General features: G+C 71.4%; 19 protein-coding genes. 10 read left to right on the forward strand and 9 right to left on the reverse strand.

Translation table 11 applies throughout. From position 1 onward, the window contains the following. Window positions 1-20: 20 nt before the first annotated feature. On the reverse strand, window positions 21-440 hold the full coding sequence (locus FHX52_RS12645; RefSeq protein WP_141822540.1) for a DUF3224 domain-containing protein: 420 nt from the start codon (window positions 438-440) through the stop codon (window positions 21-23). 113 nt (window positions 441-553) lie between these two features. On the opposite strand from FHX52_RS12645, the gene FHX52_RS12650 reads away from it, so the two are divergent. Beyond that, window positions 554-1,327 carry a DUF4118 domain-containing protein gene (locus FHX52_RS12650; RefSeq protein ID WP_141822542.1) on the forward strand — a complete coding sequence of 258 codons (774 nt, stop codon included), beginning with the start codon at window positions 554-556 and terminating at the stop codon, window positions 1,325-1,327. A 133-nt stretch (window positions 1,328-1,460) separates the two neighbouring features. Here FHX52_RS12650 and FHX52_RS12660 read toward each other — a convergent pair whose 3' ends face one another. After that, the gene (locus FHX52_RS12660; RefSeq protein WP_246069952.1) at window positions 1,461-2,375 is read right to left on the reverse strand and encodes a trypsin-like serine peptidase; all 915 of its coding nucleotides are present in this window, start codon (window positions 2,373-2,375) and stop codon (window positions 1,461-1,463) included. Window positions 2,376-2,495: 120 nt separating this feature from the next. Then, window positions 2,496-3,293, reverse strand: a complete 798-nt coding sequence (locus FHX52_RS12665; protein WP_141822544.1) for a deoxyribonuclease IV — start codon at window positions 3,291-3,293, stop codon at window positions 2,496-2,498. A gap of 106 nt (window positions 3,294-3,399) precedes the next feature. Here FHX52_RS12665 and FHX52_RS12670 point away from each other — a divergent pair, with 106 nt between their 5' ends. Next, window positions 3,400-3,915: a DUF4395 domain-containing protein gene (locus tag FHX52_RS12670; RefSeq protein WP_141822546.1), complete on the forward strand. Its 516-nt coding sequence runs from the start codon at window positions 3,400-3,402 to the stop codon at window positions 3,913-3,915. A 60-nt stretch (window positions 3,916-3,975) separates the two neighbouring features. Here FHX52_RS12670 and FHX52_RS12675 read toward each other — a convergent pair whose 3' ends face one another. Next, window positions 3,976-4,692, reverse strand: a complete 717-nt coding sequence (locus FHX52_RS12675; protein WP_141822548.1) for an MBL fold metallo-hydrolase — start codon at window positions 4,690-4,692, stop codon at window positions 3,976-3,978. Between the two features lie 196 nt (window positions 4,693-4,888). Here FHX52_RS12675 and FHX52_RS12680 point away from each other — a divergent pair, with 196 nt between their 5' ends. Next, window positions 4,889-5,437 (forward strand): type 1 glutamine amidotransferase domain-containing protein, encoded by a 549-nt coding sequence (locus tag FHX52_RS12680; protein WP_141823673.1) that lies wholly within the window; start codon window positions 4,889-4,891, stop codon window positions 5,435-5,437. Between the two features lie 82 nt (window positions 5,438-5,519). Here FHX52_RS12680 and FHX52_RS12685 read toward each other — a convergent pair whose 3' ends face one another. Then, window positions 5,520-7,148 (reverse strand): LLM class flavin-dependent oxidoreductase, encoded by a 1,629-nt coding sequence (locus tag FHX52_RS12685; protein WP_141822550.1) that lies wholly within the window; start codon window positions 7,146-7,148, stop codon window positions 5,520-5,522. A gap of 90 nt (window positions 7,149-7,238) precedes the next feature. Continuing rightward, window positions 7,239-8,843, reverse strand: coding sequence for a peptidase M16 family protein (locus FHX52_RS12690; RefSeq protein ID WP_141822552.1), 1,605 nt, complete (start codon window positions 8,841-8,843; stop codon window positions 7,239-7,241). 108 nt (window positions 8,844-8,951) lie between these two features. On the opposite strand from FHX52_RS12690, the gene FHX52_RS12695 reads away from it, so the two are divergent. From FHX52_RS12695 to FHX52_RS12705, 4 genes are all read left to right on the forward strand, one after another. Continuing rightward, window positions 8,952-10,283 (forward strand): M20/M25/M40 family metallo-hydrolase, encoded by a 1,332-nt coding sequence (locus tag FHX52_RS12695; RefSeq protein WP_141822554.1) that lies wholly within the window; start codon window positions 8,952-8,954, stop codon window positions 10,281-10,283. Between the two features lie 31 nt (window positions 10,284-10,314). Then, window positions 10,315-10,806, forward strand: a complete 492-nt coding sequence (locus FHX52_RS24350) for an MFS transporter (protein ID WP_246069953.1) — start codon at window positions 10,315-10,317, stop codon at window positions 10,804-10,806. 191 nt (window positions 10,807-10,997) lie between these two features. After that, window positions 10,998-11,789 (forward strand): MFS transporter, encoded by a 792-nt coding sequence (locus FHX52_RS24355; protein ID WP_246070137.1) that lies wholly within the window; start codon window positions 10,998-11,000, stop codon window positions 11,787-11,789. Between the two features lie 5 nt (window positions 11,790-11,794). Continuing rightward, window positions 11,795-12,922 (forward strand): endonuclease/exonuclease/phosphatase family protein, encoded by a 1,128-nt coding sequence (locus tag FHX52_RS12705; RefSeq protein WP_141822556.1) that lies wholly within the window; start codon window positions 11,795-11,797, stop codon window positions 12,920-12,922. Here FHX52_RS12705 and FHX52_RS12710 read toward each other — a convergent pair. Continuing rightward, a complete protein-coding gene (locus FHX52_RS12710) occupies window positions 12,919-13,599 on the reverse strand; it encodes a TetR/AcrR family transcriptional regulator (RefSeq protein WP_141822558.1) in 681 nt (226 codons plus the stop codon). The two genes, FHX52_RS12705 and FHX52_RS12710, sit on opposite strands and share 4 nt — an antisense overlap. Window positions 13,600-13,660: 61 nt before the next feature. Between FHX52_RS12710 and FHX52_RS12715 the strand changes: the two genes are divergently transcribed. Next, a complete protein-coding gene (locus tag FHX52_RS12715) occupies window positions 13,661-14,260 on the forward strand; it encodes a class I SAM-dependent methyltransferase (protein ID WP_141822560.1) in 600 nt (199 codons plus the stop codon). Window positions 14,261-15,029: 769 nt separating this feature from the next. On the opposite strand, the gene FHX52_RS12720 is transcribed toward FHX52_RS12715, so the two are convergent. After that, the gene (locus FHX52_RS12720; protein ID WP_141822562.1) at window positions 15,030-16,280 is read right to left on the reverse strand and encodes a DUF2786 domain-containing protein; all 1,251 of its coding nucleotides are present in this window, start codon (window positions 16,278-16,280) and stop codon (window positions 15,030-15,032) included. Window positions 16,281-16,571: 291 nt separating this feature from the next. Between FHX52_RS12720 and FHX52_RS12725 the strand changes: the two genes are divergently transcribed. Beyond that, a complete protein-coding gene (locus tag FHX52_RS12725; RefSeq protein ID WP_185747267.1) occupies window positions 16,572-17,396 on the forward strand; it encodes an alpha/beta hydrolase in 825 nt (274 codons plus the stop codon). 10 nt (window positions 17,397-17,406) lie between these two features. Then, window positions 17,407-18,705: an ATP-grasp domain-containing protein gene (locus tag FHX52_RS12730; RefSeq protein WP_141822566.1), complete on the forward strand. Its 1,299-nt coding sequence runs from the start codon at window positions 17,407-17,409 to the stop codon at window positions 18,703-18,705. A gap of 54 nt (window positions 18,706-18,759) precedes the next feature. Here FHX52_RS12730 and FHX52_RS12735 read toward each other — a convergent pair whose 3' ends face one another. After that, window positions 18,760-19,401: a DUF1345 domain-containing protein gene (locus FHX52_RS12735; RefSeq protein WP_141822568.1), complete on the reverse strand. Its 642-nt coding sequence runs from the start codon at window positions 19,399-19,401 to the stop codon at window positions 18,760-18,762. Window positions 19,402-19,483 lie beyond the last annotated feature (82 nt).

Genomic DNA, 19,483 nt, shown 5'->3' on the forward strand with positions numbered 1-19,483 from the left:
GGCGGCGTCAGGGACCGACGTCAGGCGTCGGTGCCGCGCGGTGGGAGGTCGTGCTCGAAGTCCATGCGGTGCGTGCCGTCAGCATCGATGTGCAGCCGCACGGTGCCGGTGATGCCCGTGAGCTCCTCGGTGCCGCTCTCGGGCACGATGACGCCGTACTCGTTGAAGCGATCGGCGCCGCTGGTCGACGCGGCGTGCACGAAGTTGAACGCGCCGTGCCGACCGTCGACCGTGCCCTCGAACGACTCCAGGGCGACGTAGGTGCCGACTCCGCGCTCCGGGTCGAAGGCCGACGTGAACTGGGTGATGCTGCGACCGGCCACGTCCCCGGCATACGTCTTGCTCATCCGCAGGTGGCCGCTCGGGAGTCCCGTCGCGATGCTCGGGGTGTAGTCGGTCACGTCGAAGTCCGACGTCGTGAAGGTCGAGGTGCTGATCATGCGCGAGACGCTAACCGTGTGGAGCCGGCCGCGATAGAACGTTCCCGTCAAGATCACGTCAGGGAGGTGGCGATCGTGCGTCACGGCCGCTCGGGCGGGTGTTTGCTGGAGTCATGACGAGGAGCTGGCTGGCTGACCACCGGGCGTGGTCGCGCTGGGGCGCGGCCCTGCTGCCGGTGGCCGTGGGTGCCGTGTTGGCACTGCTGCGCGGCAGCATGAACCAGAGCACGGCAGCGATGGTGCTCGTCCTCACCGTCGTGGCTGCCGCGGCCACGGGTGACCGCCTCTGCGGAGTCCTCGCGGCCCTGACGGCGGCGGGCAGCTTCGACTTCTTCCTCACCGAGCCCTACTACTCGCTCTCGATCCACCAGAGCGACGACCTCGAGCTCGCGATCGTGCTCGTCGTCGTGGGCCTCGCGGTCACGGAGATCGCTCTCTGGGGACGACGGCAGGAGTCCACGGCCCAGCGCCGCGACGGCTACATCCAGGGCCTGACGCAGCTGCTCGACCTGCCCCCCGACACGAGCGAGGCGGCCCGGGCCGAGGCGATCGCGGCAGCCATCACCCGCACGCTCGGCGCCGACCGGAGCGAGTGGGTCGGGGCGCACCCCGCCGCGCTCGACGCCGTCGTCGATGCCGACGGTGAGGTGCGCGTCGGCGGCAGCCGCGTGGCGGTCACGCGCTCGGGCCTGCCGACAGAGGCCTGCACCGCCGTCCCCGTGACCCGTGGCGGTATGCCGCTCGGCCACTTCCGCGTCGTCGCCTCGACCCGTGTCGCGCGCCCGACGCAGGAGCAGCTGCGGGTGGCCGTGCTGCTCGCCGACCGGATGTCGGCTGTCGAGTCCCTTCCGGCCCTGCCCGCACCACCGGAGGCGACTCTGCGTTGAGTGACGGGTCGAGTCACGGGTTGAGTGACGGGTTGAGTGACGGGTTGAGTGACGGGTCGAGTGACGGGTCGAGTGACGGGTCGAGTCACGGGTCGAGTCACGGCGTGACTCCGCGCGGCCGATCAACCGCGTGTCAGTCGACCGTCTGGTAGAGCGCCTGCTCCACGGTGCCGAAGTACGGGCCGTACATGACGTTCTTCTCGCCGCGGTAGCCGAACGAGTTGAGCGAGTTGAGATAGCCACCCGTGATCCAGCCTCCGCCCGACGAGCCGCCGGTCATGCTGCACGGCAACCGGTTGTCGGTCGAGCCCCTCGTGTCCTTGGTCGTGGGGCCGGAGCAGCGCCAGAGCGTCTGCCCGTCGTAGGGCGTCGCCGCGGGGTAGCCGTAGGCGTCGAAGGTGAGGTTGTAGCCCTTGTTGAACGCGATGGGGTAGGCAGAGCCCACGGCGCCCACGAGAGTCTTGCCGTTGAGGGGGTTCATCGTCGCGAAGCCGATGTCGTGGTCGAAGTCGCCGCTCGTGCGCCACTGCTCCGTCGTCACCAGGGTCGCCGCCGTGAACGTGCCGTAGGGCCTACTGCCGTTCTCGTACTTCGGTACGAAGGCGAAGTTGCTCACGTAGGCGCCGGGGCCCTCGTTGACGCAGTGGCCGGCCGTCGTCACGAGCGAGTTCGACGAGCTCGCGGTGACCGTGCCGGAGCAGACGTAGTTGAGCCCCTTCTCCGTGAAGAAGACCTTGCCGAACAGCGGGCTCGCGGGCACCTGCACGGCCGTCGCGCTCCCGCCGCCCGGGCCGGGCTTGCCCTTTCGGGGGACGTAGACGTTCTCCCGGGGGATGGCGCTCTTCATCCGGGCCGGTGTCCAGTAGGCGGTGATCCGGCGCTGCTCGGCGAGCGTCGTTGCGGCAGCGTGCTGCCCGGTGCCGGTGCCGGTGCCGGCACCGCTAGCGGCGGCCCGGTCCGCAGCCACCGCCCCGGACGGCGCCGCGAGCGCGAGGGCGAGAGCCGCAGCCGACACGGCTGAGGTGGCGAGTGAGGTGATGATGCGCATGTGCAGCCTCCGGGTGGGGCCACCGGGGTGCCCCCGACCGGTGGGTCACCTTCACGGTAGGCCGATCCGTCGCCTGCCGGGTCAGGATCCGGCAAGGTGCGCAGGTGGTGGGGCCGAGACTCAGTCGACCTGTGACCGCAGCCAGGCGATGTCGGCGCTCTGGCCCTCGACGCCGCCCGGGGTCTCGCAGACGACCGGGGCGCCCGCCGCGCTCACCAGTGCGGCGACGGCGGGACCGTCGAGCGTGCCCGAGCCGAAGTTCGTGTGGCGGTCGGCGCCCGAGCCTGCCTCGTCGCGGGAGTCGTTGGCGTGGATGAGGTCGATGCGACCGGTGATCGCCCGGATGTCGTCGACGACCGTGCCGAGGTCGAGCCCGCCCGCGAAGGCGTGGCACGTGTCGAGGCAGAAGCCGACGTTCTCGATGCCGGACGCCGTGCCGATGGCGTCCCACAGGCGGCCGATCGCCTCGAGCCGGCGCGCCATGGCGATGTCACCGCCGGCGGTGTTCTCGATGAGCAGCGGCACCGCGAGGTCGAGCCCGTCGATGCACTTGCGCCAGTTGTCGAAGCCCTTCGCGGCGTCCTCGTCGACGCCGAGGTGGCCGCCGTGCACGATGACGCCCTTGGCGCCGATCTCGGCGGCCGCGGTGAGGTGCTGCTGCAGCAGCTTGCGCCCGGGGATGCGGATGCGGTTGTTGAGGCTGGCGACGTTGATCGGGTAGGGCGCGTGGACGTAGAGGTCGATGCCCGCAGCCTCGGCGTCAGCCCGCAGCCTGGCGGCGCCCGCGGCGTACCGCACGACAGGGCCCTTGTAGCTCTGGGGGTCGCCGAGGAAGAACTGCGACAGCGTGGCGCCCCGCGCCTGCGCCTCCGCGATCGGGTCCTCCTGGTCGACGTGCGCTCCGATGTGCAGGGCCATGCACGACAGCGTAGGCCCGTGGTGAGACGCCGGCGGCATCGGCAGGAGCATCCGGATGGCGAACACGATTGGATAAGGAAGGGTTATGCGTTCAATAATGCTCACCATGAGTTCCTCGCGCTTCCCCACCGTCGTCGACGACGTGACGGTCCGTCTCATCGCCGCCGTCGTGCTCGTCATCGGCGTCGTCGCCCTCGGCGCCCAGCAGTGGTGGCTCTATGCCGTGCTCGCCGTCGACTTCACCCTGCGGGCCGCGCTCGGACCCAAGGCCAGCCCGATCGCCCAGCTCGTGAACCGGTGGATCCGACCCGCCGTGCCCGCGGCGAAGCGTCCGACGGCAGGCCCGCCGAAGCGCTTCGCGGCGACCATCGGGGCCGTCATGACGATCGCCGCGACCGCGCTCTGGCTCGTCCACCTGGCCACCGGGTCGGCCGGCGCGAGCACCGGCGTCGTCGTCATCGGCGCGGTCATGGTGCTCTTCCCGCTCCTCGAGGCCGCCTTCGGCTTCTGCGTCGGCTGCCGCCTCTTCGCGGTGCTCATGCGGCTCGGCCTCGTGCCCGAGGAGGTCTGCCTCGACTGCGCCGACATCACGCGCCGGCGCACTCCGCAAACGGTCGCCTGACCCGGCCGGACGGCATACGGCAGCGGGCGTGCTCGCCGGCCGGTGTGGCCACCCGACCGCTCAGCCCAGCCGCTCCCGCGCGAGGAAGCCGCGGATCGCCTCCCGGGGGTGGTCGCGCAGCTCGGGCCCGTGGGTGAAGGCGGCGAGGTCGTAGTCGAGCTCGCCGAGCACGGCTGCCGTGCGCTTCGTCATGGCGAAGTCGGTGCAGAAGGCGCGGATCGGCCAGCGCAGGCGACGAACGTTGAAGATCGCGTCGCCGGTGATGAGCAGGCGCGTCTGCTCGTGGAGCAGCGAGATGTGCCCCGGTGAGTGCCCCGGCGTGTGGACCACCCGCAGGCCACCGGCCACTGGGAGCAGCTCGCCGTCTGCGAGCTCGCGCTCGACCGGCACCGGCGTGAAGTCGTGGCCGCGCGACAGGCGGTCGAAGATCCGACCGAGGAGGAAGCTGCGGTCTCGCGGTGGCGACATGCCCGCACGGGCGTATGCGGCGTCGTCCGCGTGGATGTCGAAGCCGCGTCCCGTCGCGGCGGCGACGTGCGCCGCACCCCCGGCGTGGTCGGGGTGGGCGTGCGTCAGCACGAGACGGGTGACCTCGGACGGCGCGGACCCGATGGCGGCGAGGGCCGCGATGACCTTGGGACCCGATGGCTTCAGGCCCATGTCGACGAGAGTCACCTGGCCGTCGTCGTCACGCAGGATGAACCCGTTGACGAAGTCGCGCACGAGCGGGATGCGCCAGACTCCTGGCACGAGCGGCACGACCGGAGCAGAGGCCATGACCTCGATGCTAGGCGCCGGCACCCCCGACCGACAGGTGCGCACCGAAAGGCTGCCGCTCCACGAGCGTCGTGGTGCGCTGGTGCGCCGGCCGGCGAGGTGGGTACGGGCGGAGGGTGGAGGTGCGACCAGCGCCACCGCAGATCCATCCGGCAGCGCCTCGGCGCTGCGCACCACCGCCACACCAGGAGGCACCGTGTCCAAGAAGGTCGCATTCCTCGTCGCCCCCGAGGGCATCGAGCAGGTCGAGCTCACCGAGCCGTGGAAGGCCGTGACCGACGCCGGCCACGAGGCCGTCCTCGTCAGCACCGAGTCCGGCACGGTCCAGATGTTCAACCACCTCGACAAGGGTGACACCAAGGACGTCGACGTGACGGTCGGCAGCGCGACGGCCCAGGACTACGACGCGCTCGTGCTGCCCGGCGGCGTCGCCAACCCCGATGCGCTCCGTATGGACGACTCGGCGGTCGGCTTCATCCGCGACTTCGTCGCGTCGGGCCGTCCCGTCGCGGCGATCTGCCACGCGCCGTGGACCCTCATCGAGGCCGACGTGCTGAGGGGCCGCCGGGTGACGTCGTGGCCGAGCCTGCAGACCGACATCCGCAACGCCGGCGGCGAGTGGGTCGACGAGGCCCTCGTGACCGACGGCAACCTCATCACGAGCCGCAACCCCGACGACCTGCCGCAGTTCTGCGGTGCGGTCGTCGAGTCGCTCGAGCACGGAGCGGCCGCGGCCAGCGCCTGAGCCGACGTTGCGTGACGGAGCCCGCCCCACGGCATACCGCTGGGGGCGGGCTCCGTCAGGTCGTGGGCTGACCCGCGGCCGGTCAGCCGAAGCCGTGCTGCGCCAGGGGGTGAACGAGCTCGCGCTCCTCGTAGGCGAGGTGCGACAGGAGCGTGTCGGTGAGCAGGTCGACTGTCCGCTGAAGCTCATCGAGGGCCTCGCGGCCGGCGGTGCCGTAGCCGTCGGACCCGACCATGGCGACGAGCGCCTCGTCGACCTGCTCGAGCACGTCGGCGATGACGTGGTGCTCCTGCTCGAGGCGGTCGATGACGTGCGTGAGGCTCGGCTGGCGGCGGCGCAGGTGCGGGAAGATGCTGCGGTCCTCGAGCGTGTGGTGGCCGGTGACGATGCGGCAGTAGGACTCGCAGTAAGCGCCGAGGGTCCAGCTGTTCTGGCGCATCGTCATCGTGTTGATGACCGAGCGGGCCTGGCCGACGGACAGCAGGCCCCGCCGCACCTGGTCGACGACGTCGCGCACCTGCGCCAGCTCGCTGCGCAGGTGGTCGTGCACGTCGACGAGGTGCTGCGGCACCGCCTGCTGTGCCGGGGTGTATGCCGCGTCGTCGGGCTTCGTCGTCACCGGCCGGTCCTCCTCGCGCCAGGGGAGCGACGGGCTGAGGCGACGCCCGTCGTCGGGCGTCGGGCGGACGGCCAGGGGCGCGCCCTCGGGGCTGCCCGCGCGGACCACGGGAGACCGGAGGGCCGCGTCGGGATCCACGCCGACCGGGTGGCCGTCGGTCTCGCCCGCGTCGACGGGTGAGCCGGAGGCCCGCCGCGAGCGCTCGACCTGCACGAGCTCGCGCACGGCCGGGGCGACCTCGTCGGCGAAGCGCCGCACCGTGTCGGGGTCGTCACTGCCGAGCACGTAGGTGCTCATGCCCTGCTCGAGCGTCAGCCCGGCGAGCTGCTCGGCCCAGTCGTCCGCCGTGCCCTGCAGGAAGCCGCCGCCCGAGCCGAAGCGGCCGAAGACGTTGTACATCCGCCGGATCGCCTGGGGTCCGCGCCCCGCCTCGACCGCGGCGTCGTCGATCACCCGGTTCAACTCGGCGAGGGCGGCCGGGTCGGCATAGCCCATGCTCGGCAGCCAGCCGTCCGCGAGCCGGCCGGTGACCCGGAGCATGCGCGGCTTGTAGGCGCCGAGCCAGATCTCGACGTCGTGCAGGGGCATGGGTCCGGCGTGCAGGCCGGACACCGTGTAGTGCTCGCCCCGGCGCGTGACGGAGCGCTCGCCCCGGCGGTCCGGGTCCTGGCCCCACGTGCCGCGGATGACGCCGATCGCCTCGACGAGGGCGTCGACCGCCTCCTTGGGGCTGCGCCGCTCCCCGCCCGCCGCGACGATCGCATCCCAGAAGGCGCCGGTGCCGAGGCCGAGCTCGGCCCTACCGCCACTGACGATGTCGAGGGTGGCGATCTCCTTCGCGAGGCCGACCGGCGGCCGCAGCGGCAGGTTCGCGACGTTGTGCGCGACGCGGATCGTCGACGTGCGCGCGGCGACTGCCGTCAGCAGGGTGGAGGCGTCGAGGTGCGTCGCGTTGTAGGGGTGGTCCTGCACCGTGAAGAGGTCGAGACCCAGCACGTCGGCGAGCTGGGCCAGCTCGAGCGTGTCGTGCACGCGGGCCACCTCCGGACTCGCGAACACCCCGAACTGCAGCTCGTGCCCGTAGTCAGCCATGTCGTGGGAACGGCGGTGGGCAGCGGCGGCATTCCCCCTCGGCTGTCCAGGCCCCGCGATGCCGCAGCCGCGGCGCGTCGGCGCCAATCCTCACGGACCGGTCAGAGCCTTGACGACGGCCTTCAGGGCATTGATGACGAGGAACCACGAGACACCGAAGAAGATCCAGCCCGAGGTCGTCTCGGGCAGGACCCGCGCAAGCTTGCCGAACCTCACGCGTGCCCTGCGCCGGACCCGCCAGGCGAGTGAGGGCCGGACCGGGATGTCTTCGGGCTGTCGGGGCGGGTGTGGCAGCACCAGCTCCGGAGGCACACGGGCCTCCAGCGCTGCGGTCAGGACATTGCCGCGCTGGAGCAGGGCTGGCTCCACCGTCAGGCTCCAGCCGTCGCGCGAGATCAGCCGCCGGCCGCCGTCGGGATAGGCCACGAGTCCCGCGACGTCGTCGAAGGGAACGGTGACCGAGCCCGACGGCGCCACCGCCTGGATGCCGTGGTCGCCGACCCGCATGCTGGTGAGCCCGTCCACGTGCTTGTGGACGGAGGTCGCATCGAGCAGCTCCCGTGGAGGAGAGGTCAGCTCGTGGTAGCCGTTGGGCACTGAGCACTCTTCCGGCAGTCCGAGGATGGCGGTGCGCCGGACCTCGCGGAACACCTCACTGAGGTCGTCCGGGGTCACCGCGGCCGAGAGCGCCTCACTCTGCTCGAGGGTGTAGACCTCGGAGCAGGTCAGCACCGAGAACGCCGCGGCCCAGGCCTGGGACGGTGCGTTCTGCTCGTCCCGGAAGAAGCGCGACCGGGATACCGCCATCTCGTCGAGCATGGCCTGCTCAGGGCCATAGAGCTCGAGTCGGCGCAGGACGCGGGCCAGGGTCGCTCCCGCCCTCGACCGGCCGGCGGAGCTGACGTCCGTGCCGAACAGCAGCAGCGCCGTGTCGCCGTCGACCCTCTCGAGGTCGGCCCAGGGTGCGTAGGCGGTGCCTTCCTCATCGCGCAGCGTCTCGGTCAGGGTGCGCGAGAGCACCTCCGGGGCCAGGCTCGCAGCGAAGGAGCGACTGACGACGGCAGAGCCGGTCACCCCGGAGGCCACCCGATGCACGCCGGGCAGGTGCGCTGCGGCGGTCGGTGGGAGGACCGCAGGATGCCTGTCACCTCGCGCAAGCCCGAGGAGCACGCTGTCGGGGAGCCGCGCGTCACAGGCGAGCACGGCATTGTCGGCGGTGAACCGCTCGCGGCACCAGGCTCGCAGGCCGTCGGGCGTGCTGCGCGTGAGCCCCAGCTCCCGGTATGCGGGCAGTCCAGGACCCTGGGCGCCGTATCGCCACTCGAGGTTGAGGGAGATGTTGCCGACCGGGCGCTGCTCCGACTCGGCGCGTAGGACCTTGGACTCGTGCTCGACCCGCGAGAGGTCCGGCTCGGCGAGCCAGGTGCCGAGCCGACGCAGGTGGTCGACGACGGCATCGGGCTCTCCGTCGAGGTCGAACCTCGTCGCGTAGAGGCCGACGGAGGCGTTGAACGCCAGCCTGGGGTCCTTCCAGCCGTGCAGCGCCGAGTGCTCGATGAGGTGCGTCCAGCCCGAGGTCGCGAGGGTCTCGTCGGCCTGGCCGACGCGGAAGAAGAGCGTCGCCCGCATGGTCGACCGCCGTGAGTCGATGCTCAGCACACGCAGCCCGTCGCGTGTCTCGCCGTGCAGTTCCATTGTGTGTCCCCTGTCAGTCCGGGGTCACCGTAGTGGAGCCGGCTACCACATCGGGACGAAAGGCCCCACCCCGTGTCGGAGGGCGGTGCGACCGCATACGCTCCGGGCATGCGACGCAGCAACGGGGAGCCGGCGGTCGAGGCGCTGCAGGCGCTGATCCGCATCCCGACGGTCTCGGACTGGGACGGCGACAAGGAGGACCGGGCGGCCTTCGCCGCTCTGCTCGACGAGCTCCGGGGTCGCTTCCCCCGGCTGCACGAGGTGTGCGAGGTGGAGCGGATCAGTGGCGACGCCCTGCTCGTGCGGTGGGCCGGACGCACGCGTGAGGCGCCGGTCGTGCTCATGGCCCACCTCGACGTCGTGCCGGTCGACGACCCGTCCGCGTGGACCCACCCACCGTTTGCCGCCGAGGTCGTCGACGGATTCATCTGGGGCCGTGGGGCGCTCGACTGCAAGGGCTCACTCGTCGCCACCTGCCAGGCGGTCGAGGACCTCATCGGCGAGAGGGTCGTGCCGGCACGCGACGTCTGGCTCTCCTTCGGCTGCAACGAGGAGGTCTCGGGTCGGGCAGCCAAGGACGCGGTCGCGATCCTGCGCGACCGGGGCGTCGAGCCGTGGTTCGTCGTCGACGAGGGGGGTGCCATCGTCGAGGGGGTGCTGCCCGGGGTCGACGCCGAGATCGCCGTCGTCGGGGTCTCCGAGAAGGGCACGGTCGACATCGAGCTCACCGCTCGTGGCGACGGCGGCCATGCCTCGGCTCCGCGTCGGGGCGGGGCGACGGCCCGGCTCGCCCGGGCCATCACGCGCCTCGAGAAGCGGCCCTTCCCGGCCCACCTGCCCGACGCGACCGTCGAGATGATGGAGCACGTCGGCCCCCACGCCCGTATGCCGTTCGGCGCGGTCTTCTCCCACGCCCGGGTGCTGCGCCCGGTGCTTGCCCAGGTTCTCGCCCGGCTGGGCCACGAGACGGCGGCGCTGACCCGCACCACCGTCGCGGTGACCCAGCTCTCCGGCTCGCCCGGCGCCAACGTCATCGCGGCCACGGCGCGCGCCCACGTCAACATGCGGGTCATGGTCGGCGAGACCGTGGACGGCGCCATCGAGCGGATTCGCAAGACGGTGGGCGACCCCCACGTCGAGGTGACCCTCGTCAGCGGCGACGAGCCGAGCCCGGTGTCGCCGACGGACGACGCGGCATACCGCCTGCTCGAGTCGACGCTCGCGGAGGTCTTCCCCGGCACGGTTCCGGTGCCCTACGTCATGCTCGCCGCGACCGACTCGCGGCACTTCCACCGGGTGTGGCCGCGGGTCTACCGCTTCACGCCCTTCCGCATGTCGACGGCGCAGCGCGCCTCCATCCACGGCGTCGACGAGCGCATCGGGGTCGAGGCGCTGCTCGACGGGGTGCAGTGGTATCGGCGACTCATCGAGTCGCTGTAGCCGGAAAACTCTGAGACAGAGAAGGATTCGAATGTCCGACAGCACGGCCGTCAGCGACGCCGCCCGCGCCCTGGCACGTAGCCCGATCACCAAGGTCGTCGGGTTCCTCATCTGCGTCGAGCTCGCCAGTGGCGTGCTGCAGGGCTACTACACACCGATCTTCACCGACATCGCCCGGCACCTGTCGATCAAGGACGCCGACGTCAACTGGTTCGAGGCGGCCCAGCTCATCGTGTCGGCCCTAGTCGTGCCCCTCCTGGCCCGGCTCGGCGACCTCATCGGGCACCGCAAGGTGCTGCTCCTGTCGACCGTCGTGACGGCGCTCGCGTCCTGGGGCGTGGCCTTCGCGCCGAGCTTCGGGCTCTTCCTCGTGGCCTGGGCCCTGCAGGGCTTCTACGTCGTGTGGCTGCCGAGGAGGTCGCGATCATCCACCGGCGCACCGGTGGCTCCGAGTCGCGGGTGCGCGGGGCGGCCGGCCTGCTCGTCGCGGGGCTCGAGATCGGCGTCATCGTCGGCGCCCTGACGAGCGGTGCACTTGCCGAGTCCCTTGGCATGACAGCGCTGCTCGCGGTGCCGGCCGTCGTCGTGACGTTGGCTCTCGTCGCGATCTGGTTCGGCGTCGAGGAGTCGCCGGTGCAGGCGCACGGGCGCATCGACTGGCACGGCTTCTCGCTCATCACCCTGGTGCTCGGCCTCGTCATGGCCGGTCTCGTCATGCTGCGGGTCGTCGGGCCGGGCAGCCCGTGGCCGTGGCTGCTCGTCGTGGCCGGCTTTGTCGCCCTCGTCCCCTTCGCCCGCGTCGAGCTCGCCCACCCGGAGCCGCTCGTCGACCTGCGGGTTCTCGGTGCACCCGGGCAGTGGCCGGTGCAGGCGACCGCGTTCCTCTTCGGGGTCTCGGTGCTCGGTGCGCAGATCCCGCTCTCCACCTTCGCCCGCACCGACCCCGCGGTGACGGGCTACGGCCTCGGAGCCTCGGCCGGCCGCGTCTCGATCATCATCGGCGGCTACGTGCTCTCCCTCGCGCTCGGCGCCCTCCTGCTCCACGTCGTCGGCCGCCGCACGGGCACCCGGGCCGCGATGGTCGGGGCCGCCGTGCTCGTCGGGGTCGGCTACCTGCTCTTCCTGCCCTTCCACGACACGCTCGCCCAGACGATGACCAACATGGTGATCGCCGGGCTGGGGTCGGGGGCTCTCGTGGCCGGGCTGCCGACGGCCGCCGCGGCTGCGGCACCGCCGACGCACACGGGGCTGACGACCGGCATGACCAACACGACGAAGACGATCGGTGGGGCCTTCGCCTCCAGCGTCTTCGCCATCGCGCTCGCCTCCACCGGCAGCGTCGACGCCGAGGCCACGGCGCACGCGTCGCTGTCGGGCTACCTCACGGTGTGGGCGATCTGCGGCGGGACGGCTCTCGTGGCCGCCCTCTTCCTCGCCGTCGTGCGCCCGCGCGGTGGCCCGTTGTCCGGAATGCCTGAGTTGCCGATGCCGCCCGTGGGAGCGTAGGAGACATGCGCATCGCCTCCTACAACGTCGAGAACCTCTTCGACCGCGCCAAGGTGCTCTCGTCGGCGGAGTGGAGCGATGCGAGGCCGCTGCTCGACGCCTACACCGAGCTGACCAAGGTGCTGCAGCAGCAGGCCTACTCGGCCGATGACAAGACGACGATCCTGCGCCTGCTCGACACGCTCGGCCTGACGTCGTCCGACGAGACGGCCCTCTTCCTGCTCCGGCAGAACCGTGGTCGCCTGGTACGACGTTCGACGAACGGCACCGTCACCGTGGTCGCGGACGGACGCGGCGACTGGATCGGCTGGCTCGAGATGAAGCGGACGACGGTCACCGACCTCGCCGTGCGGCATACCGCCCAGGTCGTTCACGACGTCGGAGCCGACGTTCTCGGCGTCGTCGAGGCAGAGGACCGCTGGGCGCTACGCCACTTCAACGCCGACCAGCTCGCCCCGCTCGGTGGGCGCATCTACGGGCACGTCATGCTCATCGACGGCAACGACGAGCGCGGCATCGACGTCGGACTGCTCACTCGCGGCGACCTGCCCATCGGGTGCATCACGAGCCACGTCGACGACGCGGACCTCGCGGGCCCGATCTTCAGCCGCGACTGCGCCGAGTTCGAGATCGCGCTCGACGACGGCCGCACCCTCGTCGTCATGGTCAACCACTTCAAGTCGAAGGGCTACGGCGGGCGCGAGGCGACCGCGCGGCGCAAGCGCCAGGCGCAGCGCGTGCGCGAGATCTACGAGCAGCGACGCGCCGACGGCTTCGACCTCGTCGCAGTCGTCGGCGACCTCAACGACCACCCGACGAGCTCGGCGCTCTCGCCGTTGCTCGGGTCAGGCGGCACCGGTGTCGCTGCGACGCCGAGCGACCTGCGTGACGTGTCGGCCTTCGCCGGGTTCGACGACCTCGGACGGCCGGGCACCTACGGCACGGCGGCGAGGACGAACAAGATCGACTACATCCTCTGCTCGCCCGCCCTCTTCGCGACGATCACGGCCGCCGGGGTGCACCGGGCGGGGGTGTGGACGGCCTCGGGGAAGTGGGCGATGTATCCCACGCTGACCCGTGAGCAGGACGCGGCCTCCGATCACGCGGCGATCTGGGCCGACCTGGATCTCTAGGAGCGGGGCGTGGCCGACCCCGCTGGTGGCGGCGGCAGGAGGGTGTCCTCGAGGGTGCGCCGGACCCACGCGGCGTAGCGCTCGTGGCTCCAGCCGAGCTCGTCGACGAGCAGCCGGTGGACGTCGGGACCGGTGAGCGTCCACACCGTTGAGGCTGCCTCCTCGACCGAGACCCCCTCTCGCAGTGGGCCGTTGGCGGCCAGCCACGTCACGAACTGAGTGAGGTTGACGAGCCGGGTCTCGTGCATCTCACGGCGCTTGTCCGCGACCGACTCGTCCACGAGCGCCGCTGAGCGCATGACGTCGTCGATCGGCCGGACGCTGGCCGTGCGACGGCTGATGTCGGCCGCGAACATCTCGATCTGGCGGCGCTGGTCCTTCTCCTCCCGGACGGCCTGCGGGCCGTGCTGCTCGAGCACGCGCGGGCTGTCGAGCTCGCCCGTGACCGAGAAGTTGAGCACCTCGACGAGCAGGCCGCGCTTCGTCGTGAAGAGCACGTAGACGAGGTCCTCGCTGACGCCGGCGTCGGCCGCGATGGAGGCGACTGACGTCTTCGGGTAGCCGTCGGCGACGAAGCGGCGGTGGGCCGCCTCGAGGATCGCCACGCGGTTGGCGCGGGCCCGCTCCTCGCGGACGGGGGAGCGGTAGGGGCGTCGGCTCTTGACAGGTTCGCTCATCGGGGATCACTCTAGCGAGTATTCATTCGTGTAGTACTTGAACGAAAGTTGGGGAGGCATCATGAGTACGGGCTACGCACTCGCCTACCGCTTGGGGATCACCCCATGGGAGCGGGCCGGCGAGGTCGCCAAGGCAGGCTTCGACGCGTTGCTCGCGCGTGAGGAGGCGGAGCGGTCCCGCCCGCCGGGCCGAGCGCTCGACCTGGGCTGTGGCCGGGGTCAGCACACGCACGAGCTCGCGGCCCGAGGCTGGGAGGCGGTCGGCGTGGACAACATCCCTCGCGCCGTCGAGGCCGCGAGGAGTGCGGCCGGCCCTGGCGCCACCTTCGTCGTGGGCGACGTCACGGACCTCTCGGAGAGCACCCTCGGCACCTTCGACTTCTTCCTCGACGTGGGGTGCTTCCACGGGCTGGGCGCCGACGAGCGCCGAGCCCAGGGCGGCGGCGTGACGGCCCTCGCCCGGCCCGGCGCCACACTGCTCATGCTCGCGTTCCAGCCCACCCCCCTGCCGCTCGTGCCGGACGGCGTGACCCGGGCGGATATCGAAGCGGCCTTCGGCGGCTGGCAGCTGCTCTCGGTCGAGCCGGCCGACACCTCCGGCATGCCAGGGCCGCTGAAGCGGACGACGCCTCAGTGGTACCGCCTGCGCAACGGCGCCTGACGCTGATCGAGAGAGCAGTTCGTCGGACCCGTCGCGCGCGGAGTGAGTCTGCAGCTCGGGGAATCAGGGACTCACTGCGTCGTCGACCTCGTCGCGGTCGTCGGCGACCTCCGCCCTCCACCCCCTCCGCACAATCGAAAGAGCAGTTCGTCGGCGTGCAGGAGGCCGACGAACTGCTCTTTCGATCGGGTGCGCTCCTCACGGCACTGCACGCAGCCGGGTCAGCGAGGTGCCTGTCGTGCTGCTCGATGCCGGGACCATCGGCCCTTTCTGGCTGCCCGTTGGGGTCTCACCATGGGCGGAAGGCGGCAGCGTCGTCGCCCTGAGCGCACAAGGACAGGGAGGCGGGCGGGGGCATTGGCCGGCAGGAGGCCGACGAACTGCTCTCTCGATCGGGGTGGGTGCTGTGGCACCGCCCGCGCTCCCCAGATGTCGATCGAGGGAGCAGTTCGTCGCACGCGTCGCGCTCTCAACCCCGGGACACGGTGCTCTCTCAATCACCCGACGAAGTGCTCTCTCGATCGAGCGACGGGGGGCGGACTCAGATCACCCGACGAAGTGCTCTCTCGATCGAGCGACGGGGGGCGGACTCAGATCACCCGACGGAATGCCCTCTCGATCGAGCGACGGGGGGGCGGACTCAGATCACCCGACGGAATGCTCTCTCGATCGAGCGACGAGGGGCGGCCTCAGATCACCCGACGGAGTGCTCTCTCGATCACCCGACGGAGTGCTCTCTCGATCGGCCGACGGGGTGCTCTCTCGATCGTCAGGGGGTGATGGTGGGGCCGGCTCCGAGCTCGGCGCGGTCGGCGGCGGCCCGGCCGGAGTGCCAGCCCTCGGCGTCGCGGACCGCTCCCACGGAGTGGGTCTGCAGCTCGGGGAACCAGGTGCTCACGGCGTCGTCGACCTCCTCGGCGCGCGCCTCGAGCAGCGGCACGAGCTCACGGCCGGACGATCGCGCCGTCTCGGAGGCGGCCACCTCCTCGGCCGCCGTCACTGCCCGCAGGCGCTCGCCGATGCGCGACGCGTAGGCGGTGAGGAACGACTGCCGGAAGGCCCGGGTGCGGCTCCCGCCGTGCCGGTCGGTGCGCGACCCGGCCGAGGTGAGCGTGCGGGTCGCCTGGACGAGGAGCGAGGTGAAGAGCACCTCGACGCCCTCGAGGTCGGACTCGAAACCGACCACCGTGCCGAAGCCGAGCTCGCGGCTCCAGACCATGCGGCACCGGTTGGCGGAGGCGACGGCGTTGAGGAGCATCGCCTTGGGCCCGTCGTAGGGGTTGTCGATGCCGATGCGGCGACCCTCGGGTGCCGAGGGGCCGAGCCGGCCTGCCGCTGCGGTGGCCGCGAGCAGCGCCGCGTCGATGCTGTGCCGCGCCATGAGGGCCTGGGCGCCGGCGGTGAAGGTCTCGGCCTCGGCCTCGAAGGTCGTCGACTCGGCCTTGGCGAGGAGCATCCGGACCTTGCTGAGGATGCGCTCGTCGACGACGGGTCGGTCATCGCCTCCGCCGGCGGGGGAGGGCGCCGCCACGACGGTGCCGGGCACGGGCGTGAGCAGCTCGAGCACGGGCAGCCGTGCGACGAGGTGCAGGACGGTGAGCGCACGCGACATGAGGGTGAACCAGTCGGTGCCCTTGTCGCGGTGGGCGTCGAGCAAGGTGCTCGAGCCCTCCCACCACACGGTGCCCCCGAGCTCGCGCAGCTGCGCCCACCAGCGCCGGTCGACGGTGGCAGGCGCGTAGCGGCTGAGCTCGTGGCTCATGACGTCGACGGCGAACGCCTGCTCCGCGACACCGAGCCGGCGGCCCGCCAGCCGGTGCACGTCGCTCGGCTGCCAGCCGCGCTCCCAGGCCACGGTCGTCGCGGCCGTCAGGGAGTCGAGCAGGATCGTCACCACGTCGCGCTGGGTCGTCGGTGACGCGCACCTGCCCGCCAGCGTCACCGCCGCGTCGTCGAGGTGGTCGCCCACGCCGACGTCGAGAGCGTGGAGGGCCTGGCTGATGAGGGCCCCCACCGCCACGCGCCCGTCCTCACCCGTCCCGGTGGCGCCGGCACCCGGTCCACCCGGCTCTGTTCCAGGCCGCACCGTTCCAGGCCGCACCGTTCCAGCCCGCCCCGTTGCTGCCCGCTGCGTGGCCACCCGTGCCGGACCCGCGCCCTGCCGCTGCTCTCGCACGCCGCCGCGCCCGCTTGTCCTTGCCCATCCTGCCCCCGCCTTCCCGGTCGTGAGCGCTCATGCTGCCACCCGCGGCCGACGCCTCGCCGGGTCCGACCTCCCGGCTGTGGACAACCGGCCCGTAGGTCGGTCCCCGTGGGGCGCACGAGGATCACCGTCACCGGCACGCCCGTGGGCGAGGTCGACCTCGCCGTCGTCACCCCGCACGGCAGCCGTCGCACGGCGGAGCTGCCACTCCTGCTCGCCCACGACGGGCCGGAGTACGCCCGGCGCGCGCACCTGCTCCAGGTCCTCCACGACGCGCACGTGGCCGGCCGGCTCCCGCTCATGCGGGTCGCGCTGCTCCGCCCGGGGCCGCGCAACGCGAGGTATGCCGCCAACCCCCACTACGCCGAAGCGCTGACCGAGCACGTGCTGCCGAGGGTGCTCACGGCATACCGGACGGCGGGTCGGCCGACCATCATGGGAGCGAGCCTCGGAGCGCTCGCCGCGCTGCAGGCGGAGTGGCTGCGGCCGGGCACCTTCGCAGGCCTCTTCCTGCAGTCGGGGTCCTTCTTCCGCAAGCGGCTCGACGGCGAGGAGAGCTTCGAGCACTGGCACCGCGTCACGTCGTTCGTCACGCAGGTGGGGCGCGCCCGGCGGCGGCGCACGGACGCCCGCATCGCGATGACGTGCGGCTCGGCCGAGGGCAACTTGCGCAACAACGAGCTCATGGCCGCCACCCTCGAACGGCAGGGCCACGACGTCGACCTCGGGGTCGTGCCGGGGCGCCACGACTGGCCCTCGTGGCACCGAGCCTTCGACCCCCACCTCATCGACCTGCTCGCCCTCACGACACTGCCGGCACCGGCGGCGACACGAGCGGCGACACCGGCGACGGCACCCACGGCGCGCGGAGCCGCGACAGAAGGCGCGCTTCCTGCAAGGATCGCTCTCGTCGACCGCGCCACCGGACCCTAGGAGCCCCACGATGACCGAGAACGCTCAGCAGCCGTCGGCCGAGGAGGCGCCCGCGTCGTCCGCGACGAACCGCACCCACCTCGTGGGACTCCTGCTCGGGGCCGAGGAGGACTGGCCGACCGCCTTCGAGGAGCTGCTGGCGCTCGTCGGGCCGATCACGACCGACGACGGTGTCACCCATGAGCTGACGAGCGAGCGCCTCACCATCGAGCCGTTCGACCTGCGCCAGCCGGTGCGCACCGGCCTCGTCATCGACCGCCTCGCCTACTGGTACTACCACCCGCGCGAGTGGCTCAAGAAGGCCGCGCTCATGAACGACACCTACCTGCTCAACAGCCCGTTCACCTTCCAGTCGATGGAGAAGCACAGCGCCTACGTCGCCCTCATGCGTCTGGGCCTCAAGGTCCCCGAGACGTGGCTCGTGCCCTACAAGCACCCCGTCGACAACTCTCGCTGGGCCTACACGTCGGCGAAGTACAACCAGCCGTTCGACCTCAAGCAGATCGCCAACGACCTCGGATACCCGATGTACATGAAACCGTTCGACGGGGGCGGCTGGCGCGGGGTCTCGCGGATCAACGACGAGGCCGACCTCATCAAGGCCTACGACGAGTCGGGCGAGATGCTGATGCACCTGCAGTCGACCGTCGACTACGAGCACTTCGCGCGGGCGCTCTCGATCGGCCCCGAGACCATGGTGATGGACTTCCGTCCCGACCAGCCGATGCACAACAGGTATGCCGTGTCGCACGACTTCCTGTCACCCTCGGCCGGCAAGCAGACCGCTGCCATCAGCCGCATCGTCAACGCGATGTTCGGGTGGGAGTTCAACTCCTGCGAGATGCTCGTCGCCGGCGACGACGTCTATCCCATCGACTACGCGAACGCCTGCCCCGACGTCGCCGTGACGTCGCTGCACTACTACTTCCCCTGGGCTATCAAGGCGCTCGTGCGGTGGTCGGCCTACTGCCTCGTCACGGGACGCCTCGGCCCGATGGACCTCGAGATGCGGCGCTACTTCGACATCGCGGACCGCACCGACCTGGGCGACGCGCAGAAGCTCGACGCCTACCTCGCCATCGCCGACGAGTACTTCGAGACCGACGCCTACTGGGCCTGGTGCGAGCGCTACCTGCCGCACCTCGACCAGGCCGTGCTCGAGTGGGTGCAGTCCGACGCGTTCCGGCGCATCCTCCGCTCGACCGTCCAGGCGACCTACCCGGCCCACGAGCAGGACCAGTTCATGGCGCACTTCTCCGGCCTCATCGGGCTCTGGGTGTCGGACGAGAAGTCGCGTCTCGGAGTCTGAGGCCCGAGTCTGAGGCCGGTTTGAGGCCAGGTCTGAGGAGCGGGGTGCGGCGGGTCAGCCGCCGCTCCCGCTGCCGAGTCCGGCCACGAGGTTGATCGTCGCCGCGATGACGACCGTGCCGTAGAGGTAGGCAAGCATCGCGTGCCCGAGGACCACCTTGCGCACCGCCGTCGTCTTGAGGTCCGTGTCGGAGACCTGGTAGGCCATGCCCATGTTGAAGGAGAAGTAGGCGAAGTCCGAGAAGGCCGGGTCCTCGTCCTGGTTGAAGTCGATCGGCGGCGTCGGGCTGGCGTAGTAGATGCGTGCATAGCGCAGCACGTAGAGCGTGTGCACACAGAGCCAGCCCACCGCCACGGCTGCCACCCCGATGAGTGACTCGAGGATCTGCGAGCCGCCGCGCGACTGGCTCCCGATGAGCAGGATGGCCACGCCACACAGGCTGGCGAGCCCCACGATGATGACGACGATGTCGTACCACTTGGCGTCGCCGTCACGGCCGGCGACCTTAGCGCGGGTGTCGTCCGCGGTGTGACCGAGCACGTGCACGAGGAGTGGTACCGCGAACGCGAGGCCGCCGACGACAAAGCCGGCCAGGGAATGACTCAGCGCGTGGGTGGTCACGCCGAGGGGGATGAACAGCCCGGCGAGGACACCGAGCACGCTTGCGACGACGAGCCGCCGACGAATGGTGAGCACGCGCCGCAGGGTACTCGCGCTGCCCTCGCATCGGCTGGGAGCGGCTGGGAGCGGCTGGAAGTGCGGCTCCTGTTGGGGCTGG

The organism is Humibacillus xanthopallidus (assembly GCF_006717145.1).
GTDB classification, from domain to species: domain Bacteria; phylum Actinomycetota; class Actinomycetes; order Actinomycetales; family Dermatophilaceae; genus Humibacillus; species Humibacillus xanthopallidus.

Coding starts and splice junctions, on each gene's coding strand:
- FHX52_RS12685 (WP_141822550.1), bottom strand. CDS start 7,148: ATGGCTGACTACGGGCACGAGCTGCAGTTCGGGGTGTTCGCGAGTCCG.
- FHX52_RS24350 (WP_246069953.1), top strand. CDS start 10,315: ATGTCCGACAGCACGGCCGTCAGCGACGCCGCCCGCGCCCTGGCACGT.
- FHX52_RS12650 (WP_141822542.1), top strand. CDS start 554: ATGACGAGGAGCTGGCTGGCTGACCACCGGGCGTGGTCGCGCTGGGGC.
- FHX52_RS12675 (WP_141822548.1), bottom strand. CDS start 4,692: ATGGCCTCTGCTCCGGTCGTGCCGCTCGTGCCAGGAGTCTGGCGCATC.
- FHX52_RS12660 (WP_246069952.1), bottom strand. CDS start 2,375: ATGCGCATCATCACCTCACTCGCCACCTCAGCCGTGTCGGCTGCGGCT.
- FHX52_RS24355 (WP_246070137.1), top strand. CDS start 10,998: ATGCTGCGGGTCGTCGGGCCGGGCAGCCCGTGGCCGTGGCTGCTCGTC.
- FHX52_RS12670 (WP_141822546.1), top strand. CDS start 3,400: ATGAGTTCCTCGCGCTTCCCCACCGTCGTCGACGACGTGACGGTCCGT.
- FHX52_RS12645 (WP_141822540.1), bottom strand. CDS start 440: ATGATCAGCACCTCGACCTTCACGACGTCGGACTTCGACGTGACCGAC.
- FHX52_RS12690 (WP_141822552.1), bottom strand. CDS start 8,843: ATGGAACTGCACGGCGAGACACGCGACGGGCTGCGTGTGCTGAGCATC.
- FHX52_RS12730 (WP_141822566.1), top strand. CDS start 17,407: ATGACCGAGAACGCTCAGCAGCCGTCGGCCGAGGAGGCGCCCGCGTCG.
- FHX52_RS12695 (WP_141822554.1), top strand. CDS start 8,952: ATGCGACGCAGCAACGGGGAGCCGGCGGTCGAGGCGCTGCAGGCGCTG.
- FHX52_RS12715 (WP_141822560.1), top strand. CDS start 13,661: ATGAGTACGGGCTACGCACTCGCCTACCGCTTGGGGATCACCCCATGG.
- FHX52_RS12665 (WP_141822544.1), bottom strand. CDS start 3,293: ATGGCCCTGCACATCGGAGCGCACGTCGACCAGGAGGACCCGATCGCG.
- FHX52_RS12710 (WP_141822558.1), bottom strand. CDS start 13,599: ATGAGCGAACCTGTCAAGAGCCGACGCCCCTACCGCTCCCCCGTCCGC.
- FHX52_RS12705 (WP_141822556.1), top strand. CDS start 11,795: ATGCGCATCGCCTCCTACAACGTCGAGAACCTCTTCGACCGCGCCAAG.